At 68.1% G+C, this 15,153-nt stretch carries 15 protein-coding genes; 12 read left to right on the top strand and 3 right to left on the bottom strand.

Going from position 1 to position 15,153, the window contains the following annotated elements:
* Positions 1–124: 124 nt before the first annotated feature.
* From AB3147_RS24785 to AB3147_RS24815, 7 genes are read left to right on the top strand one after another with little or no spacing between them, the layout of a single operon-like run.
* A complete protein-coding gene (locus AB3147_RS24785) occupies positions 125–895 on the top strand; it encodes an enoyl-CoA hydratase/isomerase family protein (protein WP_367353239.1) in 771 nt (256 codons plus the stop codon).
* Between the two features lie 2 nt (positions 896–897).
* Complete coding sequence (locus AB3147_RS24790; RefSeq protein WP_367353240.1) at positions 898–3,030, top strand: acetate--CoA ligase family protein; 2,133 nt, start codon at positions 898–900, stop codon at positions 3,028–3,030.
* A gap of 8 nt (positions 3,031–3,038) precedes the next feature.
* Entirely contained in the window at positions 3,039–4,244 is a 1,206-nt protein-coding gene (locus AB3147_RS24795) for an acyl-CoA dehydrogenase family protein (protein ID WP_367353241.1), read from the top strand.
* Positions 4,241–5,185 carry an acyl-CoA dehydrogenase family protein gene (locus AB3147_RS24800; RefSeq protein WP_367353242.1) on the top strand — a complete coding sequence of 315 codons (945 nt, stop codon included), beginning with the start codon at positions 4,241–4,243 and terminating at the stop codon, positions 5,183–5,185. Before AB3147_RS24795 ends, AB3147_RS24800 begins: the two co-directional genes overlap by 4 nt.
* Positions 5,186–5,194: 9 nt before the next feature.
* Complete coding sequence (locus AB3147_RS24805; protein WP_367353243.1) at positions 5,195–5,953, top strand: SDR family NAD(P)-dependent oxidoreductase; 759 nt, start codon at positions 5,195–5,197, stop codon at positions 5,951–5,953.
* The gene (locus AB3147_RS24810; RefSeq protein ID WP_367353244.1) at positions 5,953–7,134 is read left to right on the top strand and encodes an SDR family oxidoreductase; all 1,182 of its coding nucleotides are present in this window, start codon (positions 5,953–5,955) and stop codon (positions 7,132–7,134) included. The genes AB3147_RS24805 and AB3147_RS24810 overlap by 1 nt, the downstream gene beginning before the upstream one ends.
* The gene (locus AB3147_RS24815; RefSeq protein ID WP_367353245.1) at positions 7,122–7,859 is read left to right on the top strand and encodes a carboxymuconolactone decarboxylase family protein; all 738 of its coding nucleotides are present in this window, start codon (positions 7,122–7,124) and stop codon (positions 7,857–7,859) included. Before AB3147_RS24810 ends, AB3147_RS24815 begins: the two co-directional genes overlap by 13 nt.
* Positions 7,860–7,877: 18 nt before the next feature.
* On the opposite strand, the gene AB3147_RS24820 is transcribed toward AB3147_RS24815, so the two are convergent.
* Together AB3147_RS24820 and AB3147_RS24825 are read right to left on the bottom strand one after the other, a co-directional pair.
* Positions 7,878–9,287 carry an amidase family protein gene (locus AB3147_RS24820; RefSeq protein ID WP_367353246.1) on the bottom strand — a complete coding sequence of 470 codons (1,410 nt, stop codon included), beginning with the start codon at positions 9,285–9,287 and terminating at the stop codon, positions 7,878–7,880.
* Between the two features lie 83 nt (positions 9,288–9,370).
* Positions 9,371–10,348 carry a Bug family tripartite tricarboxylate transporter substrate binding protein gene (locus tag AB3147_RS24825; protein WP_175122379.1) on the bottom strand — a complete coding sequence of 326 codons (978 nt, stop codon included), beginning with the start codon at positions 10,346–10,348 and terminating at the stop codon, positions 9,371–9,373.
* Positions 10,349–10,492: 144 nt separating this feature from the next.
* On the opposite strand from AB3147_RS24825, the gene AB3147_RS24830 reads away from it, so the two are divergent.
* On the top strand, positions 10,493–11,392 hold the full coding sequence (locus AB3147_RS24830) for a LysR substrate-binding domain-containing protein (RefSeq protein ID WP_367353247.1): 900 nt from the start codon (positions 10,493–10,495) through the stop codon (positions 11,390–11,392).
* Positions 11,393–11,472: 80 nt separating this feature from the next.
* On the opposite strand, the gene AB3147_RS24835 is transcribed toward AB3147_RS24830, so the two are convergent.
* A complete protein-coding gene (locus tag AB3147_RS24835; RefSeq protein ID WP_367353612.1) occupies positions 11,473–11,817 on the bottom strand; it encodes a hypothetical protein in 345 nt (114 codons plus the stop codon).
* Between AB3147_RS24835 and AB3147_RS24840 the strand changes: the two genes are divergently transcribed.
* From AB3147_RS24840 to AB3147_RS24855, 4 genes are all read left to right on the top strand, one after another.
* Complete coding sequence (locus AB3147_RS24840) at positions 11,738–12,004, top strand: helix-turn-helix domain-containing protein (RefSeq protein ID WP_367353588.1); 267 nt, start codon at positions 11,738–11,740, stop codon at positions 12,002–12,004. The genes AB3147_RS24835 and AB3147_RS24840 overlap by 80 nt on opposite strands.
* A 284-nt stretch (positions 12,005–12,288) precedes the next feature.
* The gene (locus AB3147_RS24845; RefSeq protein WP_367353248.1) at positions 12,289–14,133 is read left to right on the top strand and encodes an ABC transporter ATP-binding protein; all 1,845 of its coding nucleotides are present in this window, start codon (positions 12,289–12,291) and stop codon (positions 14,131–14,133) included.
* A 49-nt stretch (positions 14,134–14,182) separates the two neighbouring features.
* Positions 14,183–14,368 (top strand): hypothetical protein, encoded by a 186-nt coding sequence (locus AB3147_RS24850; protein WP_367353249.1) that lies wholly within the window; start codon positions 14,183–14,185, stop codon positions 14,366–14,368.
* A gap of 97 nt (positions 14,369–14,465) precedes the next feature.
* Positions 14,466–15,068, top strand: coding sequence for a hypothetical protein (locus tag AB3147_RS24855; protein ID WP_175137906.1), 603 nt, complete (start codon positions 14,466–14,468; stop codon positions 15,066–15,068).
* Positions 15,069–15,153 lie beyond the last annotated feature (85 nt).

The following is a 15,153-nucleotide window of genomic DNA, read 5'->3' on the forward strand; positions in this document are numbered from 1 at the left end:
GTCCGGCGCCGCCCGGCACGGACTGCGGACAAGACAGGTCGATCCGACCCGAGGAGACTTCCATGCAGCACGCCCACGGCGCCCGGCGCCCCACTGTCCATGCCCAGTCGAACGAGGTGCGCGCATGAGCGACACCCCCGTCAAGTTCGAAGTCAACGAGGGCGTTGCCCTGGTCACCCTGAACAACGCGCCGGTCAACGCGCTGAACCGCAACATGCGGCGGCGCATCGTGGCGATCTTCGACGAGATCTCCGAGCGCGAGGACATCCGCTGCGCGGTGCTGACCGGCAACGGCACGGTGTTCTGCGCGGGCGCCGACCTGAAGGACCGCCCCAACGCCGACATCGCGGGCGACTTCCTGGAGCACAACCGCATCACCCGCGAGACCGGCAACGCCATCAAGGAGTGCGCCAAGCCGGTCATCGCCGCCGTCAACGGCGCGGCGCTGGGCGCCGGCCTTGGGCTCATGGCTGCCTGCGACATCATGTATGCGTCCGATAACGCCACGTTCGGCATGCCCGAGATCAACGTCGGCCTGGCCGGCGGCGCTTCCATGCTGCGTACGCTGTTCGGGCGCTCGACGCTGCGCCGCATGTTCTACACCGGACAGCGCTTGACCGCCCACGACCTGCTGCGCCGCAACGTGCTGGAGGACGTGCTGCCCACCGATCAGCTGCTGCCCGCCGCGTTGGCGCTGGCGCACGAAATCGCCGCCAAGGCGCCGCTCGCCGTGCTGTACGCCAAGCGCGCGGCCAACATGGTGGACCTGATGCCGCAGCGCGACGCCTATCGCTTCGAGCAGGACTTCACGATGGCGCTGGCCAAGACCGAAGACGCGCGCGAGGCCCGCATGGCGTTCCTGGAAAAGCGCCAGCCGCGATTCAAGGGGCGTTGAGCATGACGCAGCAGAATCAACGCCCCGGTGCGGGGCTGGCCCCTTTTTTCCAGGCGTCGGGCATCGCCGTGATCGGCGCCTCCGATGAGGTCACCAAGATCGGCGGCCGCCCCGTCCACATGCTGATCAAGCATGGCTACCGCGGCGCGGTGTATCCCATCAACCCCAAGGGCGGCACCATCCAGGGGCTACCGGCCTACACATCGGTGAAAGACACGCCGGCAGCGCCGGAACTCGCCATCCTGGCCGTGCCCGCCGCCGCCACGCCTGCCGCGCTGCGCGACTGCGGCGCGCGCGGCGTGAAGGCCGCCATCGTCCTGTCGGCCGGCTTCACCGAGGCCGGTCCGCAAGGCGCGGCGCTACAGTCCGAACTGGTGGCGATCGCTAGCGAACACGGCATGCGTGTCCTGGGCCCGAATTGCCTGGGCACCGTCAACGTCGCCGAGCGCCTGATCGGCTCTTTTTCGATCGCGCTGGAAGAGAACATGCCGCCGGTCGGCCACGTAGGCATCGTGTCGCAGTCCGGCAACGTGGGCAGCCACACCATGCAGAGCGTCGCCCGGCGCGGCATGGGCGTCAGCCGCTTCATCGCGACCGGCAACGAGGCGGATGTGGACGCCGCCGACGGCATTGCCGCGCTGGCCGAGGATCCGGACACGCGCATCATCCTGTGCTGCATGGAAACTTGCCGGAATGCCGGAAAGCTCATCGACGCGTTGCGCCTTGCGCGCGGCAAGGGCAAGCCCGTCATCATCCTGAAGATCGGTTCCACGGAAAAAGGCCAGGCGGCCGCCGCCTCGCATACGGGCGCCCTTACTGGCTCGGACGCGGTGATCGACGCGGTCTTTCGCCGGCACGGCGTGCTGCGCGTGCGCTCTGTTGAAGCGTTGATCGACATCGGCCACGCGGCCTCGCTGCTCATGCCCGACCGCCTGCCGGCCAACGACGCGGTCACGCTCGTTGCCGCGTCCGGCGGCTTCGGCATCATGATGGCCGACGCCATGAGCGACGCCGGCCTTGCGCTGCCCGCGCTCGCACCCGACACCCAGCGGCGCATCCTGGAAGCCGTGCCCACGGCCAGCACCGGCAATCCGGTGGACGCGTCCGCCCAGATGTCCAGCCGCCCCGACATTCTGCTCAAGATGCTGACGGCCCTGCTGGACGATCCGTCGGCCAGTTCGCTGGCGCTGTTCATGTCGCTGTCGCTCTACAACACCCGGCTGCGCGGCATCTATCTGGAAACGCTGGCCCAGGTACGCACCAGCCATCCAGACCGCCTGCTGATGGTCATCAGCCAGGGGCCCGCCGACGCCGTCGAACAGATCAACGCGCTGGGCATTCCGGTGTTCTCCAGCATCGACGCCGCGGCGACGGGGCTGTCGGGCCTGGTGAAGCTGGGCAAGCTGCGCGCGGCCGCTTATGCCGACACGGCGCTGCCCGCCGCCGAACCCGTCGATCCCGCGGTGTTCCGCAACGAATTCCACGCCAAGCAGGCGCTGGGCAACGCCGGCATCGACGTGCCGCGCGAATTCATCGCCCGCAGTGCCGACGACGCGGTGCGCGCGGCCGACGCCATCGGCTACCCCGTCGTGCTCAAGATCGCCTCCGAAGACGTCGCGCACAAGACAGAAGCCGGCGGTGTGCTGCTCAACGTGGCCGATGCCGACGCCGTGCGCCACGGCCACGCCCGCATCCTGGCCAACGTCGCGCGCCATGCGCCCGGCGCCCGCATCGATGGCGTCCTGGTCGCGCCGATGGTCGCGGGCGGCACCGAACTGATCGCCGGCGTGTCGCAAGACCCCGTCTTCGGCCCCATCGTCATGGTCGGCATGGGCGGCATCTACGCCGAGGTGCTGAAGGACGTGGCCGTGCAGGCCGCGCCCGTGACCGAGGACGAGGCCGCGGAAATGATCCGCTCGCTCAAGATGTTTGCCATCCTGGACGGCGCGCGGGGCCAGCCCAAGGCCGACATCGCCGCCGCTGCGCGTAGCGTGGCGCGCCTGTCGGCGTTTGCGTACCGCCATCGCGACGACGTCGCCGAGATCGACATGAACCCCATTCTGGTCCGGCCGCAGGGCCAAGGCGTGGTCGTCCTGGACGCGCTGATGATCCCGCGCGCCGCGCCCGCCCATTGAGGACAGCCATGCAATTCGAACAACTTGCTACGGTCCCTGACCCCGGCGCCGGCCCCGAGGTCTACCGCCAGCATGCGCGCACCTGGCTGCGCGCCAACCTGCCAGATTTCATGCGCGCCGACAGCCCGGACTGGCGCACGCCCACGCTTGCCGAGAGCAGCGCCTGGGAGGCCGCGATGTATCAGGCCGGACTCGCCGGCATGACGTGGCCCAAGGTCTATGGCGGCCACGGGTTGACGCTGCGCGAGCACCTGGCGGTGAACAAGGAGATCGGCGCGCTGCCCATGCCCGAAAGCGTCAGTTCGATCGGCAAGGAACTGGCCGGGCCGATCATTATGGCCGTCGGCACCGAGCAACAGAAGCAAGAATTCCTGCCCGCGATTCTGGCGATGCGGCAGTACTGGTGCCAGGGGTTTTCGGAACCGGACGCCGGCTCGGATCTGGCACGGCTGCGCACCAAGGCCGTGCAGGAAGGCGACACGTGGCGCATCAACGGGCAGAAGATCTGGACCAGCGGCGCGGCCAAGGCGCATTACTGCCTGCTGCTGACGCGCACCGGCACCGTGGCCGACAAACATCGCGGCCTGCTGATGTTCGCCGTGCCGATGGACACGCCGGGCATCCGCGTCGTTCCCATCAAGTCCATCGACGGCAAGGAGTCCTTTGCCGAGGTGTTCTTCGACGACGTGGTGGTTCCCGACAGTGCACGCCTGGGCGCGCCGGACGAAGGCTGGAACGCCGCCATCCGCGTGCTGTCCATCGAGCGCGCCACCAACCGCATGTATCGCCCGTGGCGCTTCGAGTGCGAATTGCGCCAGCTCATTGCGGCCTGCAAGTCCGATGCGCAACTGGCGCCCGCGCTCGACGACGGCTATGTCCAGCGCCGCGTCGGCGATCTGGTCGGCGAAATCGACGGATTGAAGGGTCTGGTTGAACTCACGGTGGCGCGCATGCTGCGTGGCGAGACCATCGGCGCGCGCGGATCGCTGACCAAACTTTATTGGTCGGAATGCCACCAGGCCTTTGCCGGCCTGGCGCTGTCTCTGCTGTCGCAGGTCGGCCCGCACTCCAGTCCCCTGGCGCGCCGCGCCCAGAAGGCCTTTACCACCGCCTACCTCTTCTCGCGCGCCGAGACGATCTACGCCGGCACCACCGAAGTGCAGCTGGACGTCATCGCGCAGCGCGTCATGAATCTGCCCAAGGACCTGACATGAGCCACGAAGAACTGCGGCCCGAGGAATTCGCGCCGGCCGCCGAAGCCGCGATCACCGACGCCCTGTCCCGCCCGGATGCCGGCGCCATGGCCCAGGTGCTGGCGCAGGCCGGCCTGACTGGCGTGATGGCGGCCGAGGAAGACGGCGGACTGGGCCTTTCGCTCGATTTCGCGCTGCCGATCGCGCACGCCGCCGGACGCCTGCGCCTGCCACTGCCGCTGCCCGAACAGATCCTGCTTGCCAGCGCACTGGCCGGCACGCCGCAGGCCGCCGCGCTGGCCGCCGGCGAGCGCCTGGCCGGCATCGCGTGGCAAGGCAGCCTGCAGTCGGGCCATGCCCGTCTGGACAATGGCCCGGCGGACTGGGTGCTGGTGGCTGACGGCGCGGGCGCCGCGCTGCTCGATGCCAGCGCCCTGCCCCGCGACGAACAGGCGGCGCTCGATCCCGATCATCCGCAAGCGTGGATCGCGCCGGACGGCGCGCCCGTACTGGCGCGCTTGGATGCTCGGGCCTGGGACGCGCTCCAGCGCCAGGCCCATCTGCTGCTTGCCGAGTTCGCCAACGGCGCCGCCGAAGGCGCCCTGCAGGCCGCGGCCGAGTACATGGCGACCCGAGTGCAGTTCGGCCGCCCCCTGTCGGCCAAGCAGGCCGTGCGCCACCTCCTGGCCCGCATGCGGCTGCTGCAGGACGTGTCCAGCGCCGCGATCCGCCGCGCCACGCAAGCCGACGAACACGGCGCGCCGCGCGACACGCGGCCCGCGCTGGCCGGCGCGCTCGCCAACGCGGCTTTCGTCATCGAGAAAGCCATCCACCTGCACGGCGGCATGGGCTTCACGTGGGAACTGCCCCTGCATCGCGCCTTGCGCGCGGTGCGCAAGCTGGACGCCGCCTTCGCGGGTCTGGCCAGCGGCAACGGCCGCGCATTCATCCAATCGGTATAGGAAGACACCATGGCACAAGATCTCGCCGGGCGCGTCGCGCTCGTCACCGGCGCGGGCGCCGGCATCGGCCGGGCCACCGCGCGCCTGCTCGCCGCGCGCGGCGCCACGGTCGGCGTCAACGACCTCAAGCAGGAGCTGGTGGACGAGGCCGTCGCCGGCATCACCGCCGAAGGCGGCAAGGCCTTTCCCGTCGTGCAGAACGTCGCCACGCGTGAAGGCATCGGTCAAGCGGTGCGACAGGCCGCCGAACAGGGCTCGCGCCTGGACATCCTGGTCAACAACGCGGCCTGGGTCCGCTATCAGAGCGTGCTGGAGATCCAGCCCGATACGCTGGAACGCATGCTGGACATCGGTTTCAAGGCCGTGATCTGGGGCATCCAGGCCGCCGCCGAGGTCATGGACCCCGAACGCGGCGGCGCCATCGTCAACGTGGCGTCGACCGCGGCGCTCAAGTCCGCCCCCAGTTCGATGGTGTACTCCGGCATCAAATCAGGCGTGCTTGGCGTGACGCGCGCGGCGGCCGCCGAACTGGGCGCGCGCCGCATCCGGGTGAACGCCGTGTGCCCGTCAGCGGTGCCCACTGAAGGCACGCAGCGCAACCGCAACGCCGAGCGCGATGCGCGCCGCGTCGCAAGCACGCCGATGGGTCGACTGGGCTCGGTGGACGACATTGCCGACGCCATCGTGTTCCTGGCCAGCGACGAGGCGCGCTTCATCACCGCGCAGGCGCTGGTGGTCGACGGCGGCATCACGTTCACGACGCTCTGATGGACACCGTCCTGCTCACCGGCGCGGCCAGCGGCATCGGCCGGGCGACGGCCCGCCGGCTGGCCGCTGCGGGCCAACGCTGCGTGCTGGTCGATCGCAACGCGCCGGCGTTGCGGGCGCTGCAGGCGGAACTGCCCGTCCGCGCGGGCCAGAACCATCTTGCCTGCGTGACGGACCTGACCGATGCCGGGCAGATAGCGGCGCTGGCGGACGGCATGCCGCGACTGGACGCCATCATCAACAACGCGGGCATGACGGACAGCAGTAATCGTCCCACCGTCGACCAGACGGACGAGGACTGGCAGCGGCTGCTGGACCTGAACCTGCACGCGCCCGCGCGCGTGGTCAGCGCCCTGCGCGGTTGCCTCGCCGCGGGAGCGCGTGTCGTCAACGTGGCCTCGGGCGCGGGGTTGCGCGCCATCCCATGGCGCGGCGGCTACAGCCCCAGCAAAGCCGGCCTGATCGCGCAAAGCCGCGCGCTGGCGCAGGCCGACCCCGGGCTTTGCGTCACCGTGCTGTGCCCGGGATATGTGCAAACGGAACTGGTGGACGGCCTGATCGCATCCGGCCGCCTGGACCCCGCGCGCGCGGTCGCCAAGATTCCGCTGGGCCGGCTGGCCGATCCCGACGAGATCGCCTGCGCGCTGGTCTTTGCAGCGGGTGCGCAGGCCAAGCCCCTGGCAGGCAGTCTGCTGTGCGTGGATGGCGGCTCATCGGTGTACGGCGGCAGCCAGACCTATGCGCCGGCCGCGACCGAAAACCGTATTCAAGTCGACGCGCCCTTGTCGCTGACCGTGCGCGGCGATTGGCCCTCGCCACGGGACGACGCGACCGGCGACGGCTATCCCGCCGTGCTGGATGCCACGGTGCTATCCAGCCCGCCGGGGCAACGCCTGGCGGCCGTGCTGAATGCCGCGCGCCGCTTCGACCTGGACGGACCCGCCAGCCTCACGCTACTGCTGCCCGGCGGCGAGGGCCTGACGTGGGAGCATGCCGGGGATCACGCGGGGGCGCGGATGCTCGTGGCCTCGCTGGCCTGCGAATGGGGCCCCGCGGCGCGCCGCATCAACGCGGTGCAGGTCGCGCCGGGCGCCGCGCCCGAGGCGCTGGCGCCGCTGCTGCGCTTCGTCGCGGGCGCGCAGGCGCAATACCTCACGGGTCAGGTGCTATGCAGCCAATAAGCGATCTGGACGAGATCAAGGCGCGCTTCATCGCCGCGCGCGGCTATTGGCGGCCGTGGACGGACGCGATGCTGCGCGCCAATCCGGGGTTTCTCGCGCACTATGCCGACTACGCGGGCCATCCCGCCAGCACGGGTCCGCTGTCGCCGCGCATGGTCGAACTGATCTATGTGGCGCTGGACGCATCGGCCACGCATCTTTACGAAGCGGGACTTGCCACCCATCTGCGCATGGCGCGCGAGGCCGGCGCGACGGATGCCGACGTCTTCGACGTGCTGCATCTGGTGACCCTGCAGGGGTTGAGCGCGGTCCTTCTGGCCGCCGACCTGCTGCATGAGGCCGCACCGCTACCGGCGCTGGACGCGCAGGATCCCTTGCGCGCCCGCATCGCCGCGCTGTGGCCGGAACAGGCGCCCAGCCTGTTGCGGCTGGCGGCGCAGGACCGGGGCTATGTCGCCGTCCTGCTCGACTTCCTGGAAGGCGGCGCGCCGGCCGGCGGTCTGTCGCAGACGGAACGTTTGCTGATTCGCATCGCCTTGCACGCGTGCTTCACGCAGGGCGACATGGCAAACACGCGCGCGTGCATCGGTGAAGGGCTCGCACGAGGCCTGTCGCGCAGCGAGATCCTGCAAGCCATTCAACTGGGCGCCCATCTGGCCGTGCATGGCGCGGCGCTGGGCGCGACCGTCCACGCGCGTCTGCAAGACACCGGCGCGTCCCGCTGAAACGCGGACGCGCCGCGTTCACACGTGCAGCTGGTCCAGCACCGACCACCCGGCCCGCGCCTCAATGACCTCGCCGGCCGCCAGGCACAGGTCTTCGCGAAAGCGCCCGGCGACCAACTGCACCCCAACCGGCACGCCCTCGGCGCGGCCAACGGGTACGGAGAGTCCCGGCAATCCCAGGATCGCCGTTGAAATCAACGGGCTCTGCGCCCGAAGGATGTCCGCCATCACGTCCGCGCCCTGCTGATCCCGATCCACCGGAAATGGCAGCGCGAAAGACACGGGCATCAACAGGACCGGATAGCGCTCAAAGAAGCGGCCCCACTCGCGCAGGATCGTCGTGCGCATCGCCATCGCCTGAATGAAGCCGTCCTTGTCCCGGCGGGGCGTGTGCGCAAGCATGCTTTGGTACGCGTTCTGGATGGCGCGGTCGCCGGCGCGTTCGATCTCGCGCTGCATGGACCCGGCGGCTTCGTTCATCAGCACGTCCAGCCACAGCGCGGCCGCGGTGTCGAACTGCGGCGGCTCGGCAACCTCGACGAAGTAGCCCGCGTCCTGCAGCCAGCCGGCGGCGCGTTGCAGCGCGTCGGTGACTGCAGCGTCGGCCTTGTGCTGCGCCGTGCCCGCAAACAGCGCGACACGACGGCTGCCGTTCAAGTCAGGAAATTCCAGCGGCGCCGGCACCCACCAGGGATCGCGCCCGTCGCCGCCCGACATCGCCGCCAGCCCCAAGCGCAGATCCGCCACGGTGCGCGCCAGCGGGCCTTGCGTGGCCGCCATCTGAGAGGCTACCGGGCGCTCGGCGCGCTGGGTCGCGTTATACGCGGGCACCCTGCCCTGCGAGGGCCGCAGCCCAGCAACGCCGCACGCATACGCGGGATAGCGGATGGAGCCGCCCTGGTCGCTGCCATGCGCAAGCGGCCCGACGCCCAGCGCGGCCGCCACCGCCGCCCCGCCGCTGGAGCCGCCCGGCGTGCGCGCCACATCGAACGGATTGACGGTGCGGCCGTGCAGATCGTTGTCGCTGAACCAGCGCCAGGAAAACGCCGGAACGTTCGTGCGTCCGATGACGATCGCCCCCGCGCGAAGCCAGTTGTCGACCGCCGGATTGTTTTCCTGCGCGATGAGGTCCCGGTAGGCCGTCACGCCGTTGGTCGTGGCCGTGCCCGCCAGATCCGCGTTGGCCTTGATCGTGACCGGGACGCCATGCAGCGCGCCCAACTCCTGCTTGCCGCGCACCGCCGCGTCGGCCGCATCCGCGGCGCGCAGCGCCTGCTCGGCATAGGTCTCCGTCAGCGGGTTGAAGGCTGGATTGACGACTTGGGCGCGGTCCAGGCAGCTTTGCACCGCCTCCCGGCTGGATACTTCACCGTTGCGGATGGCGCGGGCCAGGTCGAGCGCGTTCCAGCGCCAGAGTGCGATAGTCATGTTGTCTCCCTATTCTGAAATACCGGATGTGCAGGAACCGCTACGCGGCACGCGTTCTGCCCGCCCCATCCTGCAACGCGCGCTCAATCGGCGGACGCGCCGGATTGCTTCACCATCGCCGCCCAGCGCGGAATCTCGGCGGCGATCAGGCTGGCGAACTGCTCGGGCGTGGACGGCGTGGCGTCGACGGACAGGGTTTCGTTCTGCTTCTGCACCGCGGGGTCCAGCAGCGCCTTGGCGACTGCGGCATTCAGCTTATCGATCACCGGCTTGGGCACACCCGCTGGCGTGACGATGCCACCCCACGACACCACCTCGAACCCCTTCAAGCCCGACTCGTCGAGCGTCGGCACGTCCGGCAGCACGGGCACGCGTTTCAGACTGGTGGCGCCCAGCACCTTGACCTGCCCCGAGCGTATGAAGGGGAGAACGCCGGCGACGTTGTCGATCATCACGTCAAGCTGCCCGCCCGCCAGATCCACAACTGCTTGCTGGCCGCTCTTGTACGGCACGTGCAACATGGTGGTGCCGGTCTCGCTCTTGAGCATTTCGCCCGCCAGGTGGGCGCTGGAGCCGACCCCCAGCGATCCCACGCTGACCTTGCCGGGATTCTTCTTCGCATACGCGGCCAGCTCCTGCACGTTGTTGGCCGGCAGGCCATTGCGCGCGATCAGCACCAGCGCGTTGCTGATGGCCAGACTGACGGGCGCCAGGCTGCGCTGCGGGTCGTAGGGCAGCTTGGCGTACATGCTCTTGTTGATCGCCAGCGTGACGATGTTGCCGAAGCCGATGGTGTAGCCGTCGGGCGGCGCCGACGCCAGGGCCTGCGTGCCGACGATGCCGCCCGCCCCGCCCCGGTTTTCCACGATGACCGGCTGCCCCAGTTCGCGGCCCAGCGCGTCGGCAATCGGGCGCAGCACCACGTCGGGACCGGAGCCTGCGGCGTACGGAACGATGAGCTTGATCGGCCGTTCCGGCCAGTCGGCGCGGGCGGCGCCGGCAGCGGTGGCGGCCACAAGGACAAGAAACAAGGAAACGGCACGGCGGGCAAAGATCGGCATGGCATTCTCCTGAAGCGCTTTTCGGGCCAGGCCTCTCGGTCTTGCCGGGCCTGATCGACGATCAGCTTAGGGATGGTCCGCGCTGCCTGTAAGGCTATATTTTTGTTAAGGTGACCACCCTAGGTTGTCAGCCGGAAAGCCGTCATGAAGGACCATCAATTGCGGGCGTGGCTGAAGGTCGCTGAACTGCGCAGCATCCGCGCCGCCGCCCGCAGCCTGCACCTGAGCCAGGCCGCCGTGACCAAGGCCATCAAGGAACTCGAAACCGAACTGGACGCGCCGCTCCTGACGCGCAGCCCCAAGGGCATCGCCGTCACCGAATGCGGCGAACACCTGACGGTGCGGGCCCGCCTGGCGCAGGCGCAGCTCGCACTGGCGCGCCAGGACATCCGCCAATTGCTCAGCGGTGCGCAGGCGCGGGTGGCGGTCGGCGTGACACCCATGGTCATGCTCAGCGTGCTGCCCGACGTGCTGACCGAATTCTGGGCCAGCATGCCGGCCGCGAAGGTCAAGGTCTCGGAAGGCCTGCTGGCCTCGGTGCAGCCAGCCCTGCGCAACGGCGCGCTGGATTTTGCGCTGGCCTCGCGCATGAACGACGGCGCTGGCGGCCAGGAATTTGAATTCGAAGAACTGCGCCCGCTGGAATTCATGATTGCCTGCCGCAAGGGCCATCCGCTGGCGCGCGCGCGGCGCTGGGAAGACATCCGCGGCAGCGAATGGCTGCTCAACGTCTCGGGCGGCAGCCATACCGAAGCCTTCCTGCGCGGCCTGCGCGCGCACGGCCTGCCCGAGCCCGCCCGCGTGATCGAATGCGACACCTTCGGCGTCATGTGGAGCCTCATGACCCGCAGCGACGCGCTCATCATCTGCCCGTCCGGCATGCTCGACATCAAACCCTATGGCGACGAGGCCCGGCGCATCCGCGCGGACGTGCCGATGCCGGTCGCCAGCATCGGCATCATGACGCTGCAGGGCACGCCGCTATCGCTGGCGGCCGCCACGATGGCGGATATGTTCCGGCGGCGCGTGGCGGCAATGGCGTAAGGCGGATGGCCGGTATGCCGTGAAGCGCATCGCCGCGACGCGTGGAGGTGCATCACCACCGGCGCATCACCCGCGGCGCGTCAATGTGCGGCGGCGATCAGCAACGGCGCCTTTTTTGCCTGCGGCAAAGTGAGGAAGCCGGGTGCGGCCCGCAGCACGCAGAGCGCGATGACGAGGCTGGCTGAGATGGTTGCGGCCGCCGCGCTGGCGCCGGCGGCAATAATTGCCGTCATTGCCGCTGCGCCCACATGCCCCCCGATGCGATACAGCCCATGAAAGCCCGACATCAGCGACTGCCGAGCAATCCGCTGGACCTCGGTGCCATGCACGTTCGCCGCCACGTCGATGGCGCCGGTGGAGCGCCTGTTCCAGACGGAGGTCGGCCTGTCGTTCGGCCGATGGCGCCAGCGCCAGCGGCTGCTCACCGCGCTGGAGCAGCTTGCCTACGGGGAAAGCGTCACCAACGTGGCGCTCGACGTGGGGTATGAATCGCGTCCAGCTTCGTCGCTGCATTCAAGGCCGTGTTCGGCACGACGCCGGCGCGGTATTTCAAGCCCTGATCACTGCCGTGTGCGTGGTCGTCCCTGCCAGCGCGGACGGCCCGGCGTCTGATGGTGGTAGGATCGCCTGCGTACGCCGCGCGGAATCCGACACCCGCCACGCCGCAAGATCCGACCGGGCCATCCCGCGACAGCATCCGGCAGCGGCCATCCGGATCCATCCACGCCTGCAAGTTCGCGGAAGAACGACCCGGTATCCCGGGGCATTCACCTGCATGCCCCCGCCTCGCCCGCCTTCTCCGCCTTTGTCGACGCGCTGAAATATCGCTGAGGTATCACCTACCGGGTCCGCCGCACGACCGCCTCGCATTAATTCGTGAATTTGGAGTCTCTGCCTTGTTCCGCAGATTTGAAAGCCAGCTCAATCCGTTCCCTTCCGAGAACGTCCCCCCGCCGCCCACGGGTTTCTTCGCCTTCCTGTGGTTCTGCACGCACGGTTCGCGCCGCTACATCGCCGCGCTGGCGATCCTGAGCGCGGCGGTGTCCATCTACGAAGCGTGGCTCTTCGCCTTCCTGGGGCAGGTCGTCGACATTCTCACCGCCTGGAAAGCCGGCGAGGCCGCGTCGGCACACGAACGCCAGGTCCTGTGGGGCATTGCCATCGTGCTGTGCGTCAGCGTTGGCGTCGTCGCTTTACGCACACTGGTCCAGCATCAGGTCCTGGCCATCAACCTGCCGCTGCGCCTGCGATGGGACTTTCACCGCATGATGCTGCGGCAAAGCCTGTCGTTCTTCTCGGATGAATTTGCCGGCCGCGTCACCACCAAGGTTATGCAGACCGCGCTTGCCGTGCGCGAAGTGCTGCTGACCTTCTGCGAAATCGTGCTCGGCATCGCTGTCTACTTCGTCACCATCGTCGCGCTGGCCGGGGGCTTCGACTGGCGTCTGATGCTGCCCTTCATCGGCTGGATGGCGCTCTACGGCCTGGCCATGATGTATTTCGTGCCGCGGCTGGGCAAGGTCGGCAAAGAGCAGGCGCATGCCCGATCGTCCATGACCGGACGCGTCACCGATGCCTACACCAACATCACCACCGTCAAACTTTTCTCGCACACCAACCGCGAAGCCCGCTTTGCGCGCGCCGCCATGGAGGACTTCAAGGAAACCGGCTACCGCCAGATGCGTCTGGTCAGCCAATTTGAAATCGTGAACCAGGCGTTGGTGTCGGCGCTGATCCTGGCGGCCGGCGGCTACGCGCTGTGGCTGTGGCACGGCAACGAAGTCGGCACCGGCGCAGTGGCGGCCGTAACCGCCATGGCGCTGCGCGTGAACGGCATGTCGCACTGGATCATGTGGCAGATGACTTCGCTGTTCGAGAACATCGGCACCGTGCAGGACGGCATCGCCACCCTGACCCACGTCCCGAAGGTGCAGGACGCGCCCAACGCCGCCACCCTGCAAGTCACGCAAGGCGAAGTCCAGTTCGACGACGTCTATTTCAACTACAACAACGAGCGCCAGGTCCTCGACGGCCTGACCCTCACCGTGCGCCCCGGCGAAAAGATCGGCCTGGTCGGACGATCCGGCGCCGGCAAGTCCACGCTCATCAACCTGCTGCTGCGCTTCTACGACGTCGAACGGGGACACATCCGCATCGACGGCCAGGACATCTCGAAGGTCACGCAGGACAGCCTGCGCAGCGCCATCGGGATGGTCACGCAGGACACATCGCTCCTGCACCGCTCCATCTGCGACAACATCGCCTATGGCCGCCCCGACGCCAGCCGCGAAGAAATCCGCGCCGCCGCGGCCCGGGCACAGGCCGACGACTTCATCCAGCAGCTCAGCGACTCGCACGGCAACACCGGCTACGACACGCTCGTCGGCGAACGCGGCGTCAAGCTGTCGGGCGGCCAGCGCCAGCGCATCGCAATTGCCCGCGTCATGCTCAAGAACGCGCCCATCCTGCTGCTGGACGAAGCTACCAGCGCATTGGATTCGGAAGTGGAAGCCGCCATTCAGGAGAGCCTGGACGAAGTCATGCAGGGCAAAACCGTCATCGCCATCGCGCACCGCCTGTCCACCATCGCCGCGATGGACCGTCTCATCGTGATGGATCAAGGCCAGATCATCGAACAGGGCAGCCATGCGGAACTGCTGGCAATGAACGGCGTGTACGCGCGCCTGTGGCGGCATCAGAGTGGGGGTTTCCTGGCCGAAGAGCCGAGCCAGCCGGTTTGAGATGGTGGCCGGGCGCGCGCCCGGCCGCTTCATGGGTCCCGGAGTTCAGATGCTTGCCTACACGATCGGCGCAGTTGCGGCGGCCGCCTTGGCGGCCAGCGCGTACATCAGCGTCAAACGGCCCTTCCGGTTCAAGGACAACGGCTCCGGCCCGGATCACCGTCCTTCCGCAGCCGTCGCGGGCGGGCTGATGACCGTTGCCCTGCTGGGCTTTGTCCTGGCCTTCAGCCTTTGAATAAAACGCCTCGATGACAATTTTGGTTGCACTTTATTAGGGACATAAGAAAGACCCGATCGGATAATCCTCGCGCTATTCGAAAAGGATCTTTATTTTGAAGTTGAAAGCTGCACTCCTCATTTCCGCGCTGACCGCCGTCGTCGTTGCTCCCGCGAATGCCGCGTCTCCCCGTTCGGTCGACGCCCGCACGTTTGATGTCGCCGGCGTCAAGACGGGCATGGACTTCGACGAAGCCCTTGCCGCCACCGCCAAGAACTTCAATGTTGGCAAGAAGGACATCCGGATCGGCTACGCGACGAACAACCCGGTCACGAACACCAAGATGCCGATGAACTTCAGCTACGACAAAGATGGCGTCAGCTTCATCGTCCACTTCGAGCCGCGCGTGCCTGTCGACAAGCAACGGCCGCTGGCGGTGTCGCAGATCCGCTATGAACTGCCGTGGACGCCGGCCAACAAGGAAGCCATGGGCAAAGCCGTGCTGGAAAAATACGGCCGCCAGTCGAACTATCCCAACGACCTGAACATGGAATGGTGCACCAAACCCAGCACGAACCCCGGTATGGGCTGCTCGACGGACCTGACGCAGGCGGTATTGAAATACAGCGGCGTCAGCATTCAGATGCATGACCCGGCATGGATGAATGCGCGGATCGAGTATGTGCAGCGCAGCCAGTCCAGAAAGCCCAGCTTCTAACGCGTATCAGTAATTCTGAACGGGGCGCGCTTCGTGTTGACGGGGTGCGCCTTTCCCAACAAGACATATTCGATGAGGGCTTGGG

This window comes from Achromobacter animicus, assembly GCF_040775605.1.
In the GTDB taxonomy this organism is placed as follows: Bacteria; Pseudomonadota; Gammaproteobacteria; order Burkholderiales; family Burkholderiaceae_B; genus Achromobacter; species Achromobacter animicus.